Below are 19,310 nucleotides of genomic sequence, written 5' to 3'. Positions count from 1 at the left end.
CCTGAATTACCTGTTTAAAATGTAAATCATTCCCATTAAAATGGCGCGTTGCCACGGTCGCGTGGCACGTCCTCCCCCTTGTCTCGCCGTCGGGCAGCCTTGCCGCGACCGGTGCCCTCGACTGTCTGTGCTGGAGCTGTGATGAATCGTCCTACCGTAATGCGTCTTCTTCCCATTGCGCAGCGTCCGCGCGCGCTGTCGCATGCGGTGTTCGCCGCGCTGTGCACGTTGTCGGCAGGCCAGGCGCTGGCTGAAACGCCGGCCGGCGATGCCGAGGTCACCACCCTGGACCGGCTCATCGTGCAGGGCGAGCAGGCCAAGGGCTATACGGTGGAGAAGACCACCGCCGGTACGCGCATGAACCTGTCGCTGCGGGAGATCCCGCAGTCGGTCACCGTGATCACCCGCGACCGCATGGACGACCAGAACCTGCAGAGCATCACCGATGTGCTCAACAACGTCTCCGGCATCTCGGTGGCGCAGAGCGACAGCGAGCGGCTGGAGTTCTACGCGCGCGGTTTCTACATCGACAACTACCAGTTCGACGGCATCCCGGCGTACATGGAGCAGGCCTGGAGCTACGGCGATTCGGCGCTGGACGTGGCGCTGTACGACCGCGTCGAAGTGGTGCGTGGCGCCACCGGCCTGCTGACCGGCTCGGGCAATCCGTCGGCCTCGATCAACCTGGTGCGCAAGCATGCGCTCAGCCGCGACTTCACCGGCACCGTGTCGGTGGGCGGTGGCGATTTCAACAAGACCCGCAGCGTGGCCGATGTCACCGTGCCGCTCAGCCCCGAAGGTACCGTGCGTGCGCGCGTGATCGGCGTGTACCAGGACGGCGAGTCCGACATGGACCGCTACGGCCTGCGCAAGAAGATCGGCTCGGCGATTATCGATGCCGACCTCACCGACAGCACCTTGCTGAGCGTGGGCTACGAGTACCAGAAGAAGGAATCGAACGATGTCACCTGGGGCGGCTTCCCGCTGTTCTACAGCGATGGCACCCGCACCAACTATGACCGTTCGTTCAACCCGGCGGCCGACTGGACGTTCTGGGACACGCGCCTGCAGCGCACCTTCGCCAGCCTGCAGCAGAGCTTCGACAACGGCTGGACCCTCAAGGCCAATCTGAGCCATGAGAAGACCGAAGCGGCCAATCACCTGTTCTATCCGTTCTATACGATCTTCGGCTTCGACCGTGCCACCGGTGGCGGCGTGGTGCCGTATTCGGGCAACTACCTGACCGAGCGCAAGGCCGATGGCGCCGACGTCTATGCGGAAGGCCCGTTCCAGATGTTCGGTCGCGAGCATCAGCTGGTTGCCGGCGCCAGCTACAACCGCCGCGAGTACGTCAATAACGGCACCTTCGATTTCCCGGCGCCGCTGGACAGCTACCTCGGCTGGACCGGTGCCTACCCGGAACCCAACTGGAGCCCGCGCACGGTGCAGAGCACCGGCACCATCAAGCAGAAGGCGGCCTACGTGGCTGCGCGCTTCTCGCTGGCCGATTCGCTGAAGTTGCTGGTGGGCGCGCGCTACACCGACTGGCAGATCGATGGCGGCAACTTCGATGCCACGCAGGGACTGGCGCCGTTCTCCGACAGCCAGACCGAAGTCACCCCGTACGCCGGTCTGGTCTACGACATCAACGATGTGTGGTCGACGTACGTCAGCTACACCGAAATCTTCAACCCGCAGACCCTGCGCGATGCCACTGGCGGCTACCTGGATCCGTTGACCGGCAAGGGCTACGAAGCCGGCGTCAAGGCAGCGTGGTTCGACGACAGGCTCAACGCCTCGCTTGCGGTGTTCCGCATCGAGCAGGACAACCTGGGCGTGGCCACCGGCGGCTTCGTCCCCGGTAGCAGCGAGTCGGCGTATGAAGCCGCCAACGGCGTGGTCAGCGAAGGCTTCGATTTCGAGGTGTCCGGGCGGGTGACCGAGAGCTGGAACACCACCTTCGGCGCCTCGCACTACACCGCGCGCGATGACAGCGGCACCTCGATCAATACGCATTTGCCGCGCACCACCCTCAAGCTGTTCAACAGCTACACCCCGCAAGGTGCGTGGAGCGATCTGACCGTGGGTGGTGGCGTCAACTGGCAGAACCGCTCGTACTATGTGGACCCGGTCTACGGCGCCTTTCAGCAGAGTGCTTATGCACTGGTCAGCGCGTTTGCGCGCTACCGGTTGTCGCCGCAGTTCTCGGTGCAGCTCAATGTCGACAACCTGCTCGACAAGCGCTACTACTCTCAGTTCAACGGTGGCTATGGCGCATGGGGCGCCTCGCGCAACGGCATGCTGACCTTCAACTACACGTTCTGATCGCAGACCGGGCCGGGCGCGATATCAGCGCCTGGCCTGGTGTTGCAACGATGCAGGCACCTTGCAGAAGGTGCCTGTTTTTGTGTCTGGCGCCAGCGGAGTGATCGTGGATCTGCGGCGCATGCCGCACTGCCTGCGCTACCTGCTGGTATCGGTTTGCGTAGGTGCTATCGAAGTGACGCGCAAGCGACTGATGCCTTCCGCCAATGTCGGCGCGCTACAGAAACACTTCCTGCCTACGCAAACGTACACGCGAAGACGCGCCGGTAATCGCATCGACGGTCAGGGCTACAGCGGTTCCAGATACGGTGCCATCACCTCTGCAACCCAGTCCATGAACGCACCTACGCGTTGCGGCAGATGGCGACGCTGCGCGTAGAGCAGGGTGACCGGCATCGGTTCTGGCGCGATGGCGGCCAGCAGCTCGATCAAGGCGCCGCTGTCCAGGTGTGGGCGCAACGGGCTGGCCGGCGCCTGGATGATGCCCAGGCCCGCCAATGCCGCGGCGAGATAGGCATCGCCGTTGTTGACCGTCACCGGGCCGCGCATCGGCAGTAGCTGGTAGGCCGGTCCATCGCGGTACTCGAAGCCGGACGATCGCTGGCCCAGCGTCGGCACGTAATGCACCAGGTCGTGGTGAACCAGATCGTCCAGGCGCTGCGGCGTGCCCCGTCGTGCGAGGTAGTCGGCACTGGCGCAGTTGATGATGCGAAACACGCCGAGCGGTCGTGCGACCAGGTTGGTGTCTTCGAGCGTGCCCACGCGCAACACGCAATCGAAGCCTTCGCGCACCACATCGACGCGGCGGTCGGTGCCGCTGATTTCCACCTCCAGCTGCGGGTGCTGCGCCAGGAACGTGGGCAATGCGGGAATCACGAAATTGCGTGCGATGCCGGAGGACATGTCCACCCGCAGGCGCCCGCGCAGCTGGCTGCGCTCGCGCTGAAACATGCTCTGCAATTCGTCCATGTCGTCGAGCAGATCGCGGCTGCGCTGGTAGAACGCGGTGCCATCGCCGGTGAGTTGCACGCGGCGCGTCGTGCGATGCAAAAGCTGCGTCCCAAGCGAGGCTTCGAGCCGCTGCACGGCTGTAGAAACGCTGGCTTTGGGCAGGCCCAGCGTTTCGGCGGCGCGGGTGAAACTGCCGAGCTCGGCGACGCGCAGGAAGGCGCGTAGCGACTCCAGGGTATCCATCGATTGGTCGACGTTCTTGAACGGTGCAATCAGGTTGGACCGATTTATGTGGCGCGGCAAGCGCAATAGTCTTGGCACGGCCAGGCAATGTCACCCCCGCCAGCGGTCACCGACCAACTCTGTGATCGCCCCAATCGCTTCCCAACACGTACCGGAGTCCATCCATGTCGACCACCTCACCGATCACCCTGATCACCGGCGGCAGCCGCGGCCTGGGCCGCAATGCCGCGCTTGCGCTCGCTGCGGACGGCAGCGATATTGTGCTGACGTATCGCAGCCAGGCAGATGAGGCCGCTGCGGTGGTCGCCGAAATCCACACGCTCGGTCGCCGTGCGCAGGCACTGCCGCTGGATGTTGCCGACGCGGATTCGTTCGCGGCATTCGCTGAGCAGTTGAAGCAGGTGCTGGCCGGTTGGGATCGCACGCAGTTCGATGCGCTGGTCAACAATGCGGGTACCGGGCTGCACGCGGCCATCGCCGACACCACGCCGGCGCAGTTCGACGCCCTGGTCAACATCCATCTCAAGGGGCCGTATTTCCTGACCCAGGCGTTATTGCCGCTGATCGCCGACGGCGGACGCATCCTCAACGTATCCAGCGGCCTGGCACGTTTCGCACTGCCCGGTGCCTCGGCTTACGCGATGATGAAAGGCGGGGTGGAGGTGTTCACCCGCTATCTGGCCAAGGAACTGGGCGCGCGTGGCATTCGTGCCAATACGCTGGCGCCGGGTGCGATCGAGACGGACTTCAACGGCGGCAGCGTGCGCGATAACGCACAGGTCAATGCGATGGTGTCGTCGGTCACGGCGCTGGGGCGCCCAGGGCTGCCGGACGATATCGGGCCGGTGGTCGCTGCGTTACTCGCGCCGGGAACCGGTTGGGTCAATGCGCAACGCATCGAGGTATCGGGCGGCATGTTGATCTGAATGCACAGGCCTGCGCATCACGCGCAGGCCTGTGTCTGCATCACCGCTCGGTGAATCACTGCAGGGTTTGATCGCCATGCAATACGGGGTAGGGATTCAAGACCTCTCCCTTCCACCATTGTTTTTCCGGCCCCAGGCGGTGGATCTCGAAGTGCAGATGCGGTGCGGCAGGATCGGCATTGCCGGTGCTGCCGACGTAGCCGATGACCTGGCCGCGCTTGATCGACTGCTTTTCTGCCAGGCCGTCGGCATACCGTTCCAGGTGTGCGTAGTAGTAGCAGTACGTGCCGTTCGGATCGAACTGGTAGACGGTCAGGCCACCGCGCTCGCTGTTGAACAGTTTCTCGACCGTGCCGTCTGCAACTGCAATGACCGGTGTGCCGGTCGGCGCAAGAATGTCGATGGCATCGTGCACGCGGCCTTCGCTGCGTGCGTCGGTAAAGGTGTCCTGCAGCTGGCCGCTGCCGATGCCTTGCACCGGAATCAGCAGGCCGCTGCCTGAACTCGCAGCTTCAGGAGCGGCTGCAGACGCAGGCGCGGCTGGCGTGTTTGCGGCGGGCATCATCTCGGTGGATGGCGACGATGCGGCAACGGCTGGAGCGGCAACCGCTGGAGCTGCAGAAGGTGCTGCCATTGCCGCCTCTGACGCATCAGACTGCGCTGTCACCGCGGGTGCAGCTGCGGACGCCGGTGCCAGCGCCCCCTGTGGCGCCCCGCGTTCCAACCACCAATAGCCGGCTGCACCGAGCAAGACACCGACCACCAGCATCATCAGCAGTTTCATGCTTACTCCTGCATCACCACCGGCATGGACGGGCCAACCACGCTGGCCAGATTGACCACGTCCCAGTTGGTCAGGCGCACGCAGCCATGCGATTCGGTCTTGCCGACATGGCCGGGTTCCGGCGTGCCGTGCAGGCCGTAATGCGGCTTGGACAGATCGATCCACACGCGTCCGACCGGATTGTTCGGGCCGGAGGGCAGGGTGGCCTTCTGATCGCCCTTCTTCGCGTCCCAGAACAGCTTGGGGTTGTACTTGAACACCGGGTCGCGCGCCACGCCCAACACCTTCCAGCGGCCGATCGGCAGCGGGTCGTGCTTGCTGCCGGAGGACACCGGGAACTGCGCATACACCTTGCCGTCGGCATCGAACAGGTGCAGCGTCGACTCGGACTTGTCGACCACCAGCTTGGCCGGCTTGGTCAGTGGCGGGACGCCGTCGATGTTGGGCACCTGGATCACGCCACCGGCCTTGTTCAAATCCACGCCGGGGTTGAGCTGGCGCAGCAGTTCCGGAGCGGCATGGAAACGCTCGCCCAGCGCCTCGTCCACCGAGGTGTAGCCCAGCGACGTCAGCTTGGCCTGTTCGGCCGGCCCTTTCGGGATCGGCTGGAACGGCCCGGCCACATCGGCATCGGTGAGCGTGTACTGCACCAACGCCGGCGTGGTGTCGGCCTGCAAGGCCTGCCAGGTGGCGTCATCCAGCTCACCGGTGACCTTGATCTGGTGCGCTGCCTGAAATCCGGACACCGCACGCTTCTGGTTGGAGCCGCGCTCGCCGTCGATCTGTCCGGGCGAGAAATGCACGCGATCCAGCAGCACCTGCGCATGCAGATCCGAACGCGGGCCGGTCGGCACGACGGTCGCAGCGGGCGTTGCTGCAGGTGCCGGCGCAGGTGCTGCGGCAGGCTGCGGCGCTTGCGCCAGTGCGGACAGGGAGGTGCCCAGAGCAAGGGCGAGCAAGCAGGCGCGAGCGTAGATGCGTGGTGGCATGAGCAGGTCCGGAAGAGGCATGAGCGCACCTTGCCCGAGCCGCCTGCGTGGTCTGCGTGAAATGGCTGCACCGGGACTGACTGGGGACGCAGTCGCGATGCGGGTCAGAAGTGGATACCTGTCATCTCGCCTCCGCACAGCTGCCATAGATGCCGCTGCCTGCCGCTTCTACCCGAGCGGCAGAGAGAGTCGTGCACCACGCCTTAATCGATCGCCTGCATGTCAGTCAGGCGATCGATACGGATTGGTGCAGACCCGGTCCCTGTAGCTGCAGACATCGCGCCGCAGCTGTCTGCAGGTCTGCCGTCAGTAGGTGTAGCCCAACGTCAGCATGTATACCCGTCCGGTCTGTACATAGGCGCCGTCGGCGCCAGGGTCGTAGGCCATGTAGCGCCTGGACTTGCCCTGGGTTTCGTAGAACGTGGCGGCATTGAGCAGGTTCTTGGCCGACACACCGACATCGACGTGGTGCGGCAGATGATAGGTCGCGGTGAAGTCCAGTGATTTGACCGGTTGCAGGTAATAGTTGAGCCGGTCGCTGGTCAGCCCCAGCAATTGCAGGCCCGTGTAGTTGTAGCTCAGGTCGGCGCGCAGATGCGTATCGTCGTAGAACAGATCCAAGTTGTAGATGCGCTCGGGTGCGCGTGGCAGCCAGGTTTTTTCCGGTTGGTCGCTGCGTCTGCTGTCTGCTTCGCTGTGCTGCAGGGTGAGGTTGGCGGTGACGCCGACGTTGCTCCACAGGCCCGGCAACTCCTGCAGGCGCTTGCTCGCTGCCAGCTCCAGTCCATAGAGCTTGGCGGTGCCGCCGTTCTGCGGCATGGTCACCGGTACGCCGTTTTCGAAGGTGGTGCCGGTCGGTACCAGCCCGCCCAGGGTGTTGTCGTTGCTGGTCGCCGATTGCGAGGTGTAGATGAAGCCGGTGATGCGCTTGTAATAGGTCGATGCGCTGAGCACGCCGCCGCTGTGATCGTAGAACTCGGCGGAGAGGTCGGCGTTGTCGGCCTTGCTCGGCTGCAGATCGGGATTGGGCCTGGAGATGCCGACCACCTTCTGGGTATCGTCGATGGTGTACACCGTCTCGCCGGAGATCAGGCCGAACGCCGGGCGGCTGAAACTGCGCCGCAACGAAGCGCGATACACGGTGAGGTCATCCGGCCGATAGTTGATGCTGATGCCCGGCAGCACTTGCCCATAGGTGCTGCCGGTGCCGACGAAGCTGCCGGTGCTGCCATCGCCGCTGGATTGCCAGGATTCGGCCGCATAGCGTGTCAACTCGTAGCGCACACCGGGCAGCACGCTCACCGAGCCGACATGCAGCGCGGCCATCGCGTAACCGGAATAGATCGCCTCGGTGCTGGAGGTGGTGTTGGCGTTGTAGTCGTTGGCGGTATAGACGCCTGCGCCATTGGGATCGTCGACGTACTTGTAGGGCAGCGCCTGCGCAAGCATCCAGTTGCGGTCCAGCAGTTTGAACGGGCCGGCGTAGCGGCCGTCGAAGGCGTGATAGGTGACGCGGCCCGGGATCGCGCTCAGTGGCGGCCCGCCTGCGGTGGGGAAGGCGTAATTGGGTCCGCCAAAATACGGCCCGTTGGTGACGAAGTTGCCGTCCTTGTGGAAGAACGGGTGATCGTAGGCGCCGCGGTCGGAGTGGTCGGCAGACAGGCCGAGCTTGACGCTGTCCAGCACATCGCCATCGACCTGGTAGGTGATATCGGTGTGTGCGTTGACGCGGTTGTCGTGACTGCCGGCGTCGTGCCCCTGCACCTTCCACAGCAACGACGAATCCAGGTTGTAGAAAAAGTCCTGCAGGCCAGGCGTGCTTGGCGCGATGCTGGGATAGCGGGGGTTGCTGAGGTCGAAGGCGAAGCTGCCGGGCGTAAAGCCATACAGGCTTGCCGATACGTAGTCCGGGCGGCTGCGGGTGCCGCGACCGACCGAGCTGCCGTAGTCGAAGCGCAAGCGGCCCAGCGTGGTCTGGCCTCCCAGCTGCAGCGTCGCCAGTTTCTCGTCGATATCGTGCGTGTTGAAATAGCCGCCACGCACGGCGGTGGGCTGGTTGCGATAGGTTTCCAGGCGCGCGCTGGACTGGTCCTGCTGCCCGGTGACGCCGTAGCTGCCGTAGATCGCACGCGCGTACAGCGCGCTGTTGTCGCCTTGCCAATCCAGCGAGAGATTGCCGCCGTAGCGTTCGATCTGGCTGGTGTAGAGGCTGTACTTGTAGCGGGTGCTGATCAACGGCCCGACATCGCGCAGGTCGGTTGCAGTGGCGAGGGCGGGATCGGCCGGTACGTATTTGCTGTTGGGCGCCGGCGCCTGCGCCATGTTGTTGTTCCTGCCGTAATACGCCGATGCGTAGAGGCCGAAGGCATGGCCATCGCCAAACTTCCAGGCCAGCTCCTGCTGGAAGGTGCCGCCGCTGTCCTTGCCGCCCAGCTTCGAGGCCAGCGCATTGAACTGGCCCTGCGCGGTGCTCTTGGCGTAGACATCCTGCTCAAAGTCGAAGGCATTGGGCGTGCGCATGTCGATCGCGCCGCCGATCGCATCGCCGGGCATGTCGGGCGTTGGGGATTTGGACACCTGCACCGACTGGATGCCGAACGGCGCCAGCATGTTCAACGAGATTGCGCGCGTCGATGAATCGGTTTCCGGCATGCCGAAGCCGTTGAGCGTGTAGGCGTTGTAGCTGGCGTCCATACCGCGAATGCTGACGTAGGCGTTTTCGCCGGTGGTGGCCTGGCCCAGGTGCATATCGCTGTACGCGGATAGGCCCGGCATGTGCGACACGACATCGGCGATGCCGCCCGAAGGGATCGCATCGATCTGCTGCTTGCTCATCACGCTGTTGACGCTGCTGGACAGGCGCTGTTCGTTGAGCGATCCCGGTGCGGCGGCGTGCTTGGCCTGCACGTTGACCGAATCCAGCGTGGTGGTGCCGAGCTCCGGCGTCTCGGCAAACGCCGGCGCGGACAGTGCCAGCGCGATGGCGCAGGTCAGGCGATGGGTGGTGCGTGGGGACTGCATGCAATGGCTCGCGTGGTTGGAGAAGATGGAGTGCCCGGCCCCTTACTGCGGGTGCGGGTGTGCATCGCCGACGCCTTCCGTTGCGACAGGTCTGTGTGTGGTGCGGAGATTGCGACGACGGCAGTGACCCCGACTCAGTGCCCGAGGTCGACGCCCTTGCAGTGCGCCTGCGCCAGCTGCGGATTGCAGCGTGCGACCGCATCGCCTTCGAAGCGCACCACGTAACCGTTGCCGGCCGGCTCATGTGCGGGGAAGTCGGTGCTGAGCAACTGCGCGCCGCTGGCCAGCATGCGGTCGCGGCGGGTGGTGTCGTGTTGCAGTGCTTCCTTCAGGTCGGCGTCGGTACGCGTGCGCACCAGGTAGCCGGCTTTCACCAATTGGGTGATCGTCTCGGCGGGGCCATCGTTGAGTTCGGTGAACGCGGCATCGTCTTGGCCAGGCACGGCATTGGTGAAGCACACGCGTCCGCGCAGCGACGGATGCCCGGGCAGGTAGCTGGCACCGGCCGCGCGTTGGTCGAGCAGGAACACCACCTTGCCGCGTGCCTCGCTCAACGACGGCCAGCCATGCGCAAGCACCGCGGCGTTGAGCGTGGCTGCGTTGCCACGGACCTGATCGGGGCTGAGATACTCGCCGGGTCGAAACACCGAGCGCAGTTCGGCATCCAATGCATCCATCGCCGCCGGATCGAACGGCTCCGGCTGCACGGTCGGAAACGCCAGTTGCACCGGCGCCTGCTTGGTTTCCAGCAGGATGAAGATCGGCACATGCCCGGGGTGCTGCTTCGACCACGCGCGCACTTCCTGCAGGCACGCGATCAAGGGCTGGCAGGTGCTGCGCTGGTCCACGTCCTGCACGTGCATGACCTTGAAGCCGGGCTTGTCCATCACTCCGGCCGGTGCGCTGGGCGGTGCGGGCGGCAAGCCGGCCTTGGCGATCTGCGCGACGCTGGCCGGGTGTGCGTAGCGACCACCGTTGGCATCGGCAAAGACATCCAGTTCGAGTTGTCTGACGCCATCGTCCAGTTGTTGCCTCAGCGGCGGATGGCGGTAATCCAGTGCCGCGAACAGCTCCGGACTCAGTCGTTGCAGCAGCGTTGCTTCGCTGGGGGCGAAGCCGGCGTGGTAGCTGTTGTGGCTGCCGATGTATTGCAGATCGGTGAGGCGAGGCGCGGCATGCGCGGTCACGCCGGCCAGCATCAGCAGGCCAAGGAATGCAGCGCTGCGTGTGTTGCTTCGCCTTGCGCGTGATGGCTTCGCTGTGCGGTCATCGCCTGGATTCACAGCCGAAACAACGAATAAGCAGCGCATGCAGCCAGGCCGGAAAGAAGGTGGTCGCCATCATCCGGGCCAAATTTGACGCAAGGCTTTCCGCCGTGTTGCCGTCTTGCGTCACAATGCGAAAAACGCGCCATGGCATCGCTTTTCGCGACACCGGCGCCTCAGTGCATTCTGGTCTTTTGCAAGGCATACGCCAGCAGCCGTGCCTGCACGCGTTCGGCGATGCTGCGTGGCGCATCCAGTGCCATCCGTTGCAGACCAGCGGCTTCGTATGCATCGTCGCTCTTGCGTGACAGCAGTGCGCGCCAGACGGTCATCAGCTTTGCGCTATTGCCGGCGGTGGCGCGTTTGAGCCAGCTCAGGGCGCGCAGCAGGTGTTGTTCGACCTCGGTGAAGTCGCTGCCGAGCGGGTAGTCGGGCAGGCTGCCATCGCGGCGGAACGGCGCCAGCGCCTGTTCCAGTGCCTGCGGCGTGTTGCGTTGCGCACGCGCAGGTAGTGCAGGGTCGCCACGTAGCTTGCGCGATGCCTTGGCGGTTGCCAGTAGCGCGTCCTGGAAGCGTGCATCGCAGATGCCGGCCATCGCCAGCACGCAATCCTGATCGGTCTGGTGGCGCAGGTCGGCGATGCCGTACTCGGTGATGTACAGATCGCGCAGATGGCGCGGGATGGTGGTGTGCCCGTAGTTCCAGCGTACGTTGCTCGCTGCATGTGCACCGGCATCGCGCGTGGCCCGCAGCATCAACGCGCTGCGCGCCTGCGGCAAGGCATGCGCCATCGCCACGAAGTTGTACTGGCCGCCCACGCCGGAAACCACACGGCCATCTTCCAGCCCGTCGGACACCGCCGCGCCGAGTGCGGTGGCCATCATGCAGGAGTTGAAGAAGCGTGCATCGCGGCGTTGCAGCCGCTCCAGCGCTTCGTTGCCGCCATACAGCTGGTTGATCTCGCTGATGCGACGCATGCCGATGGCATCGCGGGTGTCCGCATCCAGCTCGCGTAGCCACTGGTAGAAATCCGGCGAGCCGAGATAGAACGCCCCATGCAGAAACTCGCCTTCGCGGGCCAGGCGCGCGTGATCGGCCGCATCGGCGCTGCCGTCGGCGATGCGCTGCATCAGCGCCAGATCATCGTGCACCTTGCGGCGGATCACGCCGCTGTCCACCAACTGCTTGAACCCTTCGTTGAGCATTTCGCTGCAGCCGTACAGGCCGATCTCGAACGGCGCCAGGCCACCGCTGGCGCGCACCGCAGGATGCTGTTCCAGTTGCGGGTCCAGCGCCTGCAGCACGCGCCGATAGGTGGAGTTGTCGGTATGTCGCAGTACCAGCGCATGGCTCAGTGCATCGGCCAGGGTGCCGATGCCGATCTGCAGGGTGCCTCCATCGCGGACCAGCGCGCTGGCATACAGACCGATGGCGTAGTCGACGCTGGTTACCGGCTGCCTGGGCAACCCGAACAGGCGCGGCGACGGACCGGGCAGGTCGATCACCAGATCGAAGAACGCCTCCTCCACTGCCGCGGTTCCGCCGATCCACGGCAGTTGCGTGTCCACTTCCGCCACCAGCATGGGGCGCGGCAGTCCGAGCGCCTGCACCGCATCCAGCGTGTCCTGGGTGATGTCGTTGTTGCACGACAACGACAGCCGCGTGCCGCCCGGTTCGCGCGCCACCTTCTGCACGATCAGGTTCGGCGCGCGCTGCGCCACCGCCGCAGCAGCGTGGGTGTAGTTGAGGCTCGTGTAGTCGGCCTGCGCCTGGGTGGAGTGCAGCAGCCCGCCGGACTGCATGTAGAACTCTTCCACCTGCACATGCGCCGGCAGCGCATCGCGCAGCATGTCATCGACATAGGCAAGACGCGGGAAATCCTCGCCAAAATGGCGTGCGATGAACGGCGCCGCAAAGCGTGCCTCCAGTCCCGCGCCGGGCTTGGGCGGATTGAGCGACAGCGCCGTGTACAGCGCCAGTGGCCGGGTCGGCGTGTGCTTGAGCTGCGCATACAACGCGTTCAACAACCGGTGCGGCTTGCCGATGCCCAACGGCGCGCCGACGCGCAGCGGGCCATCGAGGCGTTGCAGGATGTGCGCAACCGCAGCGCTCAATTCAGTGACATGTGTACTCATGCGCGAAAGCGTAGCCGAAAGCGCTGTGGTGCAGGCACCGACAGCTGTCAGGCGATGCCTGACGCCACGCAACGAATTGCTACGGCAGAACTTACAACTCGGTAACACACGGCTCATGGTCACTTAATCGAGCCGGCCCAGCATGCGCTGCATGATCACCTCCACGCCTTCCCGTTTGTATGCCCGTCCTGGATTTGCCAGTGCCAGCCTGGTCGAGGTTGGTCACCCGCAGCGCCAGGAGGCGGAACGCTTCATCGCTGCGGTCTACCTGCGCCGCTATGGTGCGCAGCTGCGCAGCTTCCTGCCGCAGTTGCTGGTCTACCGCGATGCCCACGGCACGCTGATGGCGGCAGTCGGGATGCGGCTTGGCAGCGCTGGCGGGTTGTTCGTGGAGCAGTACCTGGACGAGCCCGCCGAGTCGGCGCTGGCCGGGCGCATGGCCGCACCGGTCGCACGCTCGGGCCTGGCCGAGGTGGGCAACTTCGCGGCGATCAGCTCCGGCAGCGCACGCGCGCTGATCCCGCAGATGACCCATGCGCTGCACAACGCAGGCGTGCGCTGGGTGTTGTTTACCGCGACCCGCGGCCTGCGCAATACCTTCGACCGGCTACAGCTGCAGCCGGTGGTGCTGGCGCCTGCCTTGCAGTCACGCCTGCGCGATGACGACACCGACTGGGGCAGCTACTACGCCACGCAACCGCAGGTGGTGTGCGGCGATGTCGCCGCCGGTCATGCATTTTTGCTGGAGCGGCAGGCGCTGTATCCGCAGGCCGCGCGTCAGGGCGTCGAGCCAATGGCGTACCAGATGGGAGTGGGCGCATGAGCACACGTTTCGCCCAATTGCTCGGTGAGCCGCACGCGCATGCGCCGCGGGTGCTGACCGCCGCGGGAAGCCTGGACGCGCAGACGCTGGCCGATGCTGTCGCGCGACTGGCAACGCAGTTGCAGACCGCAGGGCTGACAAGGGTCGCCAGCCGGCTGGACAACGGCCCGGACTGGTTGATCCTGGATCTGGCGCTACGTCTGATCGATGCCGTGCACGTGCCGTTGCCGACTTTCTTTTCCGGCCCCCAGGTACTGCACGCGTTGACCTCCAGCGGCGCGCAATGCGTGGTGACCGACGCCGCCGCCGCTGCGCCGGCCGGCAGCAGCGGCCCGCTGCCGGCGCTGCACCACGAGGCGCTGCGGTTCTGGCGGATCGAAGCGGTCGCAGCGCGGCCCGCATTGCCGGACGCCACTGCCTGCATCACCTACACCTCCGGCACGACCGGCCGCCCCAAGGGGGTGTGTCTGTCGGCGGACGGTTTGCTCACGGTGGCCACCTCGCTGATAGAGGCTTCGGCTGCCATCGCGCCGCGTCGGCATCTGTGCCTGATGCCGTTGTCCACCTTGCTGGAAAACGTGGCCGGGCTCTATGCGACCTTGTTGTCCGGTGCGCAGGTGGCGCTGCCGTCGTTGGCGCAGATCGGCTACACCGGCGCCAGCGGGCTAGATGTGCCCACGCTGTTGCGCTGCCTGCAGCACTATCAGCCCGAGAGCGTCATCCTGGTGCCGCAGCTGTTGCTCGCCCTGGTCAGCGCTGCCGAGCAGGGCGTGGCCTTGCCGGCATCGCTGCGTTACATCGCCGTTGGTGGCGGGCATGTCGGCCCCAGTCTGCTGGCGCGCGCAACTGCGGCGGGGCTGCCGGTATTCGAAGGCTACGGCCTGACCGAATGCGGCTCGGTGGTCTGTCTCAACCGGCCGGGTGCCGTGCGTGCCGGCAGTGTCGGCCAGCCGCTGGCGCATGCGCAGGTCGCGATCGTCGATGGCGAGATCCAGGTCGACGGCGTACGCGCATTCGGATATCTGGGCGAGCAGGCCATGCCGCCAGGGCCGGTGCGCACTGGCGATCTGGGCCATGTGGATGGCGAGGGGTTCGTCCACATCACCGGGCGCCGCAAGCATGTCTTCATCACCGCCTTCGGCCGCAACGTCTCGCCCGAATGGGTGGAAAGCGAATTGCTGCAGCATCCATTGCTCGCGCAGGCGGTGGTGTGGGGCGAGGCGCAGGCCGACAACGTGGCGGTGCTGTGGCCGCGTCGGCCTGGCAGCGACGACGCGGCAATCGCCAAGGCGCTGGCCGAGGTCAATGCCGGTTTGCCCGATTACGCACGCGTGGCGCGCTTTGTCCGTGCCGATGCACCGTTCAGCGCACACGAGGGCCTGCTCACGGCCAACGGGCGCCCCCGCCGCGACGCGATCCTCGCGCGCTATCACTCCGCCATCGATCGCAGTTATCGATTGCCGGCCACTGTCCTCTCTCAAGGCATTTCTCCATGACGTTTTACACATCCCTGCTGGCGCAGACCCAGGCCGAACGCGAGCGCATGACCCAGGTACCGATCATCCAGGCGGCACTGGCCGGCAACATCGCCCGCGACGATTACGTGGCGTTCCTCGGCCAGGCCTATCACCACGTGCGACACACGGTGCCGCTGCTGATGGCTTGCGGCGCGCGTCTGCCGGCGCGGCTGGAATGGCTGCGCGAAGCCATCGGCGAATACATCGAAGAAGAAATGGGCCACCAGGAGTGGATCCTGGACGATCTGGTGGCGTGCGGGCAGGTGCGCGAAGCGGCGGTGCTCGCCGGCCCGTCGCTGGCGACCGAGCTGATGATCAGCTACGCCTACGACACCATCCAGCGCGGCAACCCGGTCGGCTTCTTCGGCATGGTGCTGGTACTGGAGGGCACCAGCGTGGCACTGGCCACGCGCGCGGCCAACAGCATCGCGCAAACGCTGGCGCTGCCGCCCAATGCCTTCAGTTATCTGTTGTCGCATGGCGATCTGGACGTGGAGCATGCCGGCTTTTTCGAGACGCTGATGAACCGGCTCGACGACCCGCTAGACCAGCACGCGGTGGTGCATGCGGCCAAGCGTTTCTACGTGTTGTACGGCGACCTGTTTCGCACCCTGCGCAGCGACGGCTCGCGTCTGGCGGAGGCGGCGTGATGGATCTGCGCGGCAAGTGCGTCATCCTGACCGGCGCCAGCGGCGGCATCGGCAGCGCGCTGTGCGCCGGCCTGGTCGAGGCGGGCGCAACGGTCATGGCCGTGGGACGTACGGACGGGCGCTTGCAAGGGCTGGTTGCCGCGCATCCACCCGGCCGCGTGGTGCCGGTGGCGGCAGACCTGGCCAGCGAGGCGGGCCGTGCGTTGCTGCTGGCGCAGGTGCATGCGATGCGTCCGGCACCGTCGGTGCTGGTGCTTGCGCATGCGCAGAGCCAGTTCGGGCTGTTGCAGGATCAGGATCCGGCCAGCCTGAGCGCCATGGTGCATCTGAATCTGACCGTGCCGATGCTGCTGGTGCAGGCGCTGTTGCCGGCGTTTGCGCGGCAGCCGGAGGCAGCGATGGTGGCGCTCGGATCCACCTTCGGCAGCCTGGGGTTCGCCGGATTTGCCGGGTATAGCGCCAGCAAGTTCGGTCTGCGTGGTCTGTTCGAAGCCCTGGCGCGCGAGCATGCCGATACGCGGGTGCGTTTCCAGTATCTGTCGCCGCGTGCCACGGCCACTGCGTTCAATCCTGCCGCGGTGGACGCGCTCAATGCGGAGTTGGGCACGGCGGTGGATCGTGCCGCAGACGTGGCAGCAGCGCTGCTGCAGTCGATCGTGCGCGGCGATAGGCGACGTCAGTTGGGATGGCCGGAAAAGGCCTTTGCCCGGCTCAACGGGCTACTGCCGGAACTGGTCGACCGCGCGTTACGCAAACAGCTATCCACCATCCGCCGCCACGCGCGGCACGGCGGCGGCGTCGCCACGCAGGAGCTTTCCCATGAACCGCAATTACCGTAATTCGCGTCTTTTCACCATGCTCGGGCTGTGCCTGGTCGCCGGCGCCGCATGCGCAGCCGGCATGCAGCCGCAGGTAGCGCAAGTGCAGGACCGCTGGGCGGCGATCAGCTACCAGATGCCGAAACCGCAGCGGCTCGCCGCACTGGAAGCACTCGCACAGCAGGCCGATCAGGTGCGCCACGCCCTGCCCGACGATGCCGATGCCTTGATCTGGGACGGCATCGTGCGCTCCAGTCTGGCCGCGGAAAAAGGCGGCCTGGGCGCCCTGGCGGAGGTCAAACGCGCACGCAGCGATTTCGAAGAAGCGATCAAGCGCGCGCCGCGCGCGCTCGACGGCGCGGCGTACACCAGCCTGGGCGCGTTGTATTACCAGGTGCCCGGTTGGCCGATCGGCTTCGGCGACGACGCCAAGGCGCGCGCATTGCTGTATCAGGGGCTGGCGATCGACCCTGACGGACTGGACAGCAACTACTTTGTCGGCGATTTCCTGCGCGACCAGAAGGATTGGGCGGGCGCGGCAGCGGCGTTCGAGAAGGCTGCCGCTGCGCCGCCACGCCCGGGACGTCAACTGGCCGACGCCGGTCGCCGCAAGGAAGTGGCCACCAAGCTGGCAGATGTGCGGGCGCAGCTTGCCAAGCCGTGAGCCGACTTCCAGACTGGCCTATATGCGCATCCTGCTGGTCGAAGACGATCTTTCACTGGGCGAGGGCATCCGCACTGCATTGCGGCGTGCCGCCTATGCAGTGGATTGGGTGCATGACGGTGTCAGTGCGTTGATGGCCTTGCAGGAAGCCACCGTGGATCTGGTCATCATGGATCTGGGTTTGCCGCGCATGGATGGCATCGAGGTCATTCGCAAGGCGCGCGCACGTGCGCTGGATACCCCGATTCTGGTGCTCAGTGCACGCGAGCGTGCAGCCGACCGCGCGCTCGGCCTGGATGTCGGCGCCGACGACTATCTGGGCAAACCGTTCGACACCAATGAGCTGCTGGCGCGCACACGGGCATTGTTGCGCCGCTCGGCCGGGCGTGCGCAGCCGGTACTGCAGGCTGGTGCGCTGCAGCTGGATCCGGCCGGCATGTCGGTGCGCTGGCATGGCCGCGATCTGGACCTGACCCGCCGCGAGTTCGCACTGTTGTGGCTGCTGATGGAGCAACGTGGCCGGCCGACCGGTCGCGAACGCATCCAGCAACATCTCTATGGATGGGACGAAGACGTCGCCAGCAATGCGGTGGACGTGCATGTGCATCAGTTACGTCGCAAGTTGTCGCCGGCGGTGATCCGCACCGTTCGCGGCATTGGCTATGCACTGGACGAGCAGGCCGCACAGGCTGCCGCGGCGCTGCCGCCGCAAGCGCCGCAATGAACTCGATCCGCCGCGCGCTGTTGCTGGCCTTGCTGGGCGTGCTGTCGTTGCTGATGCTGGCCGCAGCCGGTTTCAGTTATCGTGCCGGCCTGCAGGAAGCTGGCGAGATGTTCGATGCGCGTCTGGTGCAATCGGCGCGCGTGCTGCTGTCGCTGGTGGACCAACCTCTGGGCGATCTGCCGCAAGGCGAGCCGATCGTGATCCGTGGATGGCACGGGCAGGCGCAAGGCGTGGGCGAGGCGCTGGCGTTCAAGGACGGCCATGCCTACGAAACCAAACTGGCATTTCAGGTGCGCAACGCGGCCGGTGCGCTGGTCCTGCGCTCGGACAGCGCGCCGGCGCAACCGATGGCGCCGTTGCGTGCCGGCTATGCGGACGTGCAACTGGCCGATGGCCAATGGCGCACCTTTACGCTGCGCTCGCCGGGTGGGCGCTGGTTTCAGTCGGCCGAACGCGCCGACATTCGTCAGGAGCTTGCCGAAGACATCGCGCTGGGAACCTTGGTGCCGCTGGTGATGGCCCTGCCGTTGATGGGGCTGTTGATCTGGGCGGTGGTGAACTGGGCCACACGCTCGCTGGTGCGCGTCTCCGACGAGATCGGCGAGCGTGATCCCAGGCGCCTGCAGCCACTGCAACCGCAGCATATGCCGCGCGAGGTGCACGGGCTGGTGCGCGCAGTCAACGGGTTGATGGACCGTGTGCAGGCCGGGCTGGAGCGCGAACGTCGCTTCATCGCCGATGCCGCGCATGAACTGCGTACGCCGATTGCCGCGCTGAAAGTGCATGCGGCCAATCTGCGCCTGGCGGCCGACGCGCAGGAACGCGATGAATCGCAACAGCAACTCGACGCCAACGTGCTCCGCATCGAACGCATGGTCGCGCAGCTGCTGGCCTTGAGCAGGGTGGAAGCGGTGGCCGCGCTGCCGCGGCGCAGCGTGAGCCTGGACACCCTGGTGCGAAGCGAGTCCGAAGACGTGCTGGCAGTTGCAATGCAGCGACAGCAGACTGTGGAACTGGCCCTGCAACCGGTCCTGGTGGTTGCCGAGGAAACCGCACTCTCGCTGCTGCTGCGCAACCTGCTGGAAAACGCCGTGCGCTACACACCGGTGGGTGGCCGCATCCGGGTCAGCACGCAATGCGCACCGCTACCGACCCTGGTCGTGGAAGATTCCGGCCCTGGCATCCCCGAGGGCGCGCGCGTGCGCGTCTTCCACCGCTTCCATCGGGAGCTGGGCACCGGTGTGGAAGGCAGCGGGCTGGGCCTGTCGATCGTGCACGACATTGCCGTGGCCCATGCGGCGCGCGTACAGCTGGATGACGCACCTACTCTGGGCGGCTTGCGCGTCAGCGTGCACTTTGCCGGCAACGCGACGGGCTGAAGGGCGATCCGTGGGGCGAGGCTGCCGACGCACCCGCGCACACTGTTTGACATCGATTCTAATTACGCGTGTAATCGATAAAAATTACGGATGTAA

Annotated in this window: 15 protein-coding genes; 9 read left to right on the top strand and 6 right to left on the bottom strand. The window is 65.6% G+C overall.

Translation table 11 applies throughout. The annotated features are described in order from the left end of the window. Positions 1–141: 141 nt before the first annotated feature. Entirely contained in the window at positions 142–2,325 is a 2,184-nt protein-coding gene (gene fhuE, locus ABQ039_RS15435) for a ferric-rhodotorulic acid/ferric-coprogen receptor FhuE (protein ID WP_349777953.1), read from the top strand. A gap of 288 nt (positions 2,326–2,613) precedes the next feature. Here the strand turns inward: fhuE and ABQ039_RS15430 are convergent, their stop codons facing one another. Further along, positions 2,614–3,585: a LysR family transcriptional regulator gene (locus ABQ039_RS15430; protein ID WP_184456959.1), complete on the bottom strand. Its 972-nt coding sequence runs from the start codon at positions 3,583–3,585 to the stop codon at positions 2,614–2,616. Between the two features lie 98 nt (positions 3,586–3,683). Between ABQ039_RS15430 and ABQ039_RS15425 the strand changes: the two genes are divergently transcribed. Then, positions 3,684–4,445, top strand: coding sequence for an SDR family oxidoreductase (locus ABQ039_RS15425; protein ID WP_184456655.1), 762 nt, complete (start codon positions 3,684–3,686; stop codon positions 4,443–4,445). Between the two features lie 55 nt (positions 4,446–4,500). Here ABQ039_RS15425 and ABQ039_RS15420 read toward each other — a convergent pair whose 3' ends face one another. The 5 genes from ABQ039_RS15420 to ABQ039_RS15400 form a co-directional block, all read right to left on the bottom strand. Then, positions 4,501–5,229, bottom strand: coding sequence for a M23 family metallopeptidase (locus ABQ039_RS15420; protein WP_184456657.1), 729 nt, complete (start codon positions 5,227–5,229; stop codon positions 4,501–4,503). Positions 5,230–5,231: 2 nt separating this feature from the next. Then, on the bottom strand, positions 5,232–6,161 hold the full coding sequence (locus tag ABQ039_RS15415; protein ID WP_349778085.1) for a L,D-transpeptidase: 930 nt from the start codon (positions 6,159–6,161) through the stop codon (positions 5,232–5,234). 363 nt (positions 6,162–6,524) lie between these two features. Beyond that, a complete protein-coding gene (locus ABQ039_RS15410; RefSeq protein ID WP_349777954.1) occupies positions 6,525–9,239 on the bottom strand; it encodes a TonB-dependent receptor in 2,715 nt (904 codons plus the stop codon). A 134-nt stretch (positions 9,240–9,373) separates the two neighbouring features. Next, complete coding sequence (locus ABQ039_RS15405; RefSeq protein WP_374057810.1) at positions 9,374–10,549, bottom strand: phosphatidylinositol-specific phospholipase C1-like protein; 1,176 nt, start codon at positions 10,547–10,549, stop codon at positions 9,374–9,376. Positions 10,550–10,680: 131 nt separating this feature from the next. Continuing rightward, entirely contained in the window at positions 10,681–12,639 is a 1,959-nt protein-coding gene (locus ABQ039_RS15400) for an acetyl-CoA hydrolase/transferase C-terminal domain-containing protein (protein WP_349777956.1), read from the bottom strand. A gap of 175 nt (positions 12,640–12,814) precedes the next feature. Between ABQ039_RS15400 and ABQ039_RS15395 the strand changes: the two genes are divergently transcribed. From ABQ039_RS15395 to ABQ039_RS15365, 7 genes are read left to right on the top strand one after another with little or no spacing between them, the layout of a single operon-like run. Next, positions 12,815–13,462, top strand: a complete 648-nt coding sequence (locus ABQ039_RS15395) for a thermostable hemolysin (protein WP_184609503.1) — start codon at positions 12,815–12,817, stop codon at positions 13,460–13,462. Further along, positions 13,459–14,958 (top strand): AMP-binding protein, encoded by a 1,500-nt coding sequence (locus ABQ039_RS15390; protein ID WP_184608641.1) that lies wholly within the window; start codon positions 13,459–13,461, stop codon positions 14,956–14,958. Before ABQ039_RS15395 ends, ABQ039_RS15390 begins: the two co-directional genes overlap by 4 nt. After that, a complete protein-coding gene (locus ABQ039_RS15385; RefSeq protein WP_024938151.1) occupies positions 14,955–15,629 on the top strand; it encodes a TenA family transcriptional regulator in 675 nt (224 codons plus the stop codon). Before ABQ039_RS15390 ends, ABQ039_RS15385 begins: the two co-directional genes overlap by 4 nt. Next, positions 15,629–16,468, top strand: coding sequence for an SDR family oxidoreductase (locus ABQ039_RS15380; protein WP_184609506.1), 840 nt, complete (start codon positions 15,629–15,631; stop codon positions 16,466–16,468). Before ABQ039_RS15385 ends, ABQ039_RS15380 begins: the two co-directional genes overlap by 1 nt. Further along, positions 16,449–17,111 (top strand): hypothetical protein, encoded by a 663-nt coding sequence (locus ABQ039_RS15375; RefSeq protein ID WP_065032765.1) that lies wholly within the window; start codon positions 16,449–16,451, stop codon positions 17,109–17,111. The genes ABQ039_RS15380 and ABQ039_RS15375 overlap by 20 nt, the downstream gene beginning before the upstream one ends. Before the next feature lie 22 nt (positions 17,112–17,133). Further along, positions 17,134–17,835, top strand: coding sequence for a response regulator transcription factor (locus ABQ039_RS15370; protein WP_184608644.1), 702 nt, complete (start codon positions 17,134–17,136; stop codon positions 17,833–17,835). A gap of 17 nt (positions 17,836–17,852) precedes the next feature. Further along, entirely contained in the window at positions 17,853–19,214 is a 1,362-nt protein-coding gene (locus ABQ039_RS15365; protein WP_024938154.1) for an ATP-binding protein, read from the top strand. Positions 19,215–19,310: the final 96 nt, after the last annotated feature.

The sequence above is a fragment of the Xanthomonas sp. WHRI 6108 genome (assembly GCF_040202385.2).
GTDB classification, from domain to species: Bacteria; Pseudomonadota; Gammaproteobacteria; order Xanthomonadales; family Xanthomonadaceae; genus Xanthomonas; species Xanthomonas arboricola.
Note: the sequence above shows the minus strand (reverse complement) of the source record. Positions and strands in the feature narration are given on the sequence as shown.